General features: G+C 71.8%; 5 protein-coding genes. 3 read left to right on the top strand and 2 right to left on the bottom strand.

Annotation, left to right across the window (positions count from 1 at the left end):
- The first annotated feature begins 179 nt into the window (after nt 1-179).
- Entirely contained in the window at nt 180-872 is a 693-nt protein-coding gene (locus AB0M20_RS34315) for a DivIVA domain-containing protein (protein WP_364304509.1), read from the top strand.
- Between the two features lie 16 nt (nt 873-888).
- Here AB0M20_RS34315 and AB0M20_RS34310 read toward each other — a convergent pair whose 3' ends face one another.
- The gene (locus AB0M20_RS34310) at nt 889-1,758 is read right to left on the bottom strand and encodes an alpha/beta hydrolase (protein ID WP_364304508.1); all 870 of its coding nucleotides are present in this window, start codon (nt 1,756-1,758) and stop codon (nt 889-891) included.
- A 76-nt stretch (nt 1,759-1,834) separates the two neighbouring features.
- Nucleotides 1,835-2,218 (bottom strand): VOC family protein, encoded by a 384-nt coding sequence (locus AB0M20_RS34305; RefSeq protein ID WP_364304507.1) that lies wholly within the window; start codon nt 2,216-2,218, stop codon nt 1,835-1,837.
- A gap of 56 nt (nt 2,219-2,274) precedes the next feature.
- On the opposite strand from AB0M20_RS34305, the gene AB0M20_RS34300 reads away from it, so the two are divergent.
- Both AB0M20_RS34300 and AB0M20_RS34295 read left to right on the top strand, forming a co-directional pair.
- Entirely contained in the window at nt 2,275-2,910 is a 636-nt protein-coding gene (locus AB0M20_RS34300) for a helix-turn-helix domain-containing protein (RefSeq protein WP_364304506.1), read from the top strand.
- A gap of 131 nt (nt 2,911-3,041) precedes the next feature.
- The coding region (locus AB0M20_RS34295; protein WP_364304505.1) for a peptidoglycan-binding domain-containing protein at nt 3,042-3,233 on the top strand (192 nt) is incomplete at its 3' end.

Below are 3,233 nucleotides of genomic sequence, written 5' to 3'. Positions count from 1 at the left end.
AGGACACATCGACGATCCCGCCACGCACGGCGGCGAAGGCCGCGAAGGCCCGATCGACAAATCCCGCGCTCGGATAGCGGCACCGGCCCGGGGACCCTCCACTCGGAAGGTCCCCGGGCCGCAACACGCGTACAGTTCCTCCGGGCGGACCATCCCGGCGCATCGACTTGAGGAGCAGCGTGCCGCTGACACCAGCCGACATACATCACGCCGAGTTCGGGAAGGCTTCGCTCGGCCGGCGTGGCTACGACGAGGAGCAGGTCGACGCGCTGCTGGACGCCGTCTCCCAGGAGATGACGGAGCTGCTGGACGAGAAGGAGCTCCTGCAGCGCCAGGCCGGCCGGGCCGACGAGTTCGCCGGCCGCGCCCAGCCCGGCGACACCCGGCCCACCGACGCCCAGCTGGCCGAGCTCGCGGCCCTGCGGGCCGAGCTGGACCGCGCCCGCCACGAGTGCGAGCAGGCCGAGCAGAACGCCCGTCAGCTGCAGCGCCGGCTGGGCGAGGCGCGACGGGCCGCCGCCGCACCGGCCGCGCCGGCCGAGGCGGCGAGCAACGACAACCCGGGCGTCGTCATGGCCATGGCACAGCAGACCGCCGACGACCACATGCACGAGGCACGCCGCCAGTCGCACGCGATGGCCGCCGAGGCGCGCGAACAGAGCGACCGGGTGACCCGCGAGGCGATGGACAAGGTGCGCGACATCGAGCAGGAGACCCGCCGCCGGCAGCAGGCGGCGGCCGCCGAGCTGGAGGCCGGCGACGCCGCCGTGCGCCGCGAGATCGAGCGGCTGACCAGCTTCGCCGAGAGCTACCGCACAGCCCTGGCACAGCACCTGCGGGCGCAGTCGCAGCACGCCGACAGCACCACCTGAGCCGCGCCGTCCAACCTCATCGGCGGTCGGCGACCGGTCCGGCCAGGATCAGCCGGGCCAGGATCAGCCGGGCCAGGATCAGCCGGGCCAGTTCGGCCGGTGCGGTGAGCGGCATCAGGTGGTTGGCGTGGTCGACCGTGACCACCGACGCCCGCTTCAGCCGGCCCGCGAGGTGCGCGGTCAGCCGGTGCTGCACCGGCGGGCTGTCGGCGCCCACGATCAGCAGGACCGGCTGGGTGACCGCCGGGTCGAAGGTCCAGCCGTTGAGCGCCGGCACCTCGCTGGTGAAGAAGTGCCGGGAGCCGGCCGCCGCGTCGTCGACGAGGCCGGCGCCCAGGGCGTCGTCCATGGCCACGCGATAGTCGGGTCCACAGACGACCGGCATGAAGGCGTCGAAGGCCGCCGCGAAATCACCGCGGGCGGTCGCGGCCATCGCCGCGCCCATCACCGGGCCGAAGGCCGCGGCCAGTGCGTCCAGGTCGGCGGGATCGGCCAGGCCCTCGACGAGCGGAGGTTCGACCAGGGCGAGGGTACGCACGCACGACGGCTCGTCGACGGCCAGCTGGAGCGCGATGGCCGCGGCCGACGAGTGGGCGACGACGTGAGCGGGCGCCGCGTCCAGCCGGCGCAGCAGGGTGGCGGCGTGCCGGGCATGGTCGGCGATGGTCAGCCCATCGGGCACCGGGCCGCCGGTATAGCCCGCGCGAACCATCCGGATCACCCGGCGATTCTTGAGCTCCTCCGTTTGCGCCAGGGGCGTCATCCAGTCGGCGAGGCCGCCGCCGTGGAGCAGCAGCAGCGGTTCGCCGTCGCCGCGTGAGTCGGTGTGGGCGACCTCGGCGCCGTCGATGATGGTGCGGGTCAGTGGGGTGTGGATGTCGGTCATGATGTTCCTCTCGGGTTCGCCCGGCGCTTGATTCGGCGCTCGGGTCGGGGTGGTGCCGGGCGTTTCGTGTCACGATTCACTCGGCGTAGAGCCGGATCTCGATGCCGTCCGGGTCGTGCAGTCCGATCAGGACGGAGCCGCCCTTGTGCCCGGTCACGATGCCGCCGTGCGGCTGGCCGAGGTCGTCCAGGCGGGCCCGCCACGACTCGACCTCCTCCCGCTTCGGGACGCCGAGCGCGATCGCGTCGAAGCCGGACAGGGCCGCGGCGCGGGCGGGATCGAGGCGCAGAGCCAGCCGCAGCCGGCCGCTCGCGTCCGCCAGGGCGAGGCCCATGAGCTCGCCGTCCTCGACGAACTCGATGTCGACCCGCAGGCCGAGCACGGACGTGTACCACTCCCGGCTGCGGTGCAGGTCGGCGACGGGGAGCTTGACGTGATGGAAGCCGGACAGATCAGGCATGTCGTCTCCGTTGGCTAGAGTTGGCTCTAGTGACTGACTAGAGTAGGCTCTAGCGAATGACGGAGTTTGTCAAGCGGACTTCTCGTGCGGAGAAGGCACGAGCGACCCGCCGGCGCATCATCGAGGCCGCAGCGACGCAGTTCGTGGCGCACGGCTACGGTGCGACGCTGCTGGATCAGGTGGCCGAGCGGGCCGGAGTCGCGGTGCAGACGGTGTATTTCCACTTCGGCAACAAGCGCACGCTGCTCAAGGAGGCGTTGGACGTTGCCGCGGTGGGTGACGACGAGCCGGTGCCGCTGATGGAGCGGCCGTGGGTGCGGGAGATCCGGGAGGAGACCGATCCGGCACGCATCATCGAGCTGTGGATGCGGATCGGCCGGGAGATCGTCGACCGCGTCGCCCCACTGATGCGGGTCGTGCGCGGTGCGACGAGCACCGATCCCGAGGTGGCCGCGCAGTGGGACACCAACCAGGAGCAGACGCGCGCGGCGTACGGATTCCTGATCGGCCTGCTCGCCGACCGCAACGCGCTCCGACCCGGTCTGACCGCCGACCGGGCCCGCGACGTCGCCTTCGTCCTCGGCAACGTCGAGACCTACCTGCTGTTCGCCGACGTCTGCGGCTGGACCGCGGACGAGTGGCAGAGACAGACCGGGGCAACGCTGGCCGCCGCCCTCCTCGCCGGCCGCTGACCGCCCGCATTGTCGGTGAAGTTCCAACCGGCTGTCGGGACCGTGACCGAGGGGTCGCCCGATCTCCACCGAGCGTGAGGATGGCGTTTCCGGAACGGCCAGAGCGGCCGCCGGAAGAGGAGATGATCGCGATGGCATTGCAGCCGTGGCCACTGGTCCGCAAGGGCGACAAAGGACACCCCGTGCCGACTCTGCAATATCACCTACGGGCCCGCGGGCACACCGTGACCGTCGACGGCGACTTCGGGCCCAAGACGGACGCCGCGGTGCGCGCGTTCCAGAAGCAGAAGAACCTCGGCGTGGACGGCATCGTGGGTCAGCAC

The organism is Actinoplanes sp. NPDC051633 (assembly GCF_040681735.1).
Taxonomy (GTDB): domain Bacteria; phylum Actinomycetota; class Actinomycetes; order Mycobacteriales; family Micromonosporaceae; genus Actinoplanes.
Note: the sequence above shows the minus strand (reverse complement) of the source record. Positions and strands in the feature narration are given on the sequence as shown.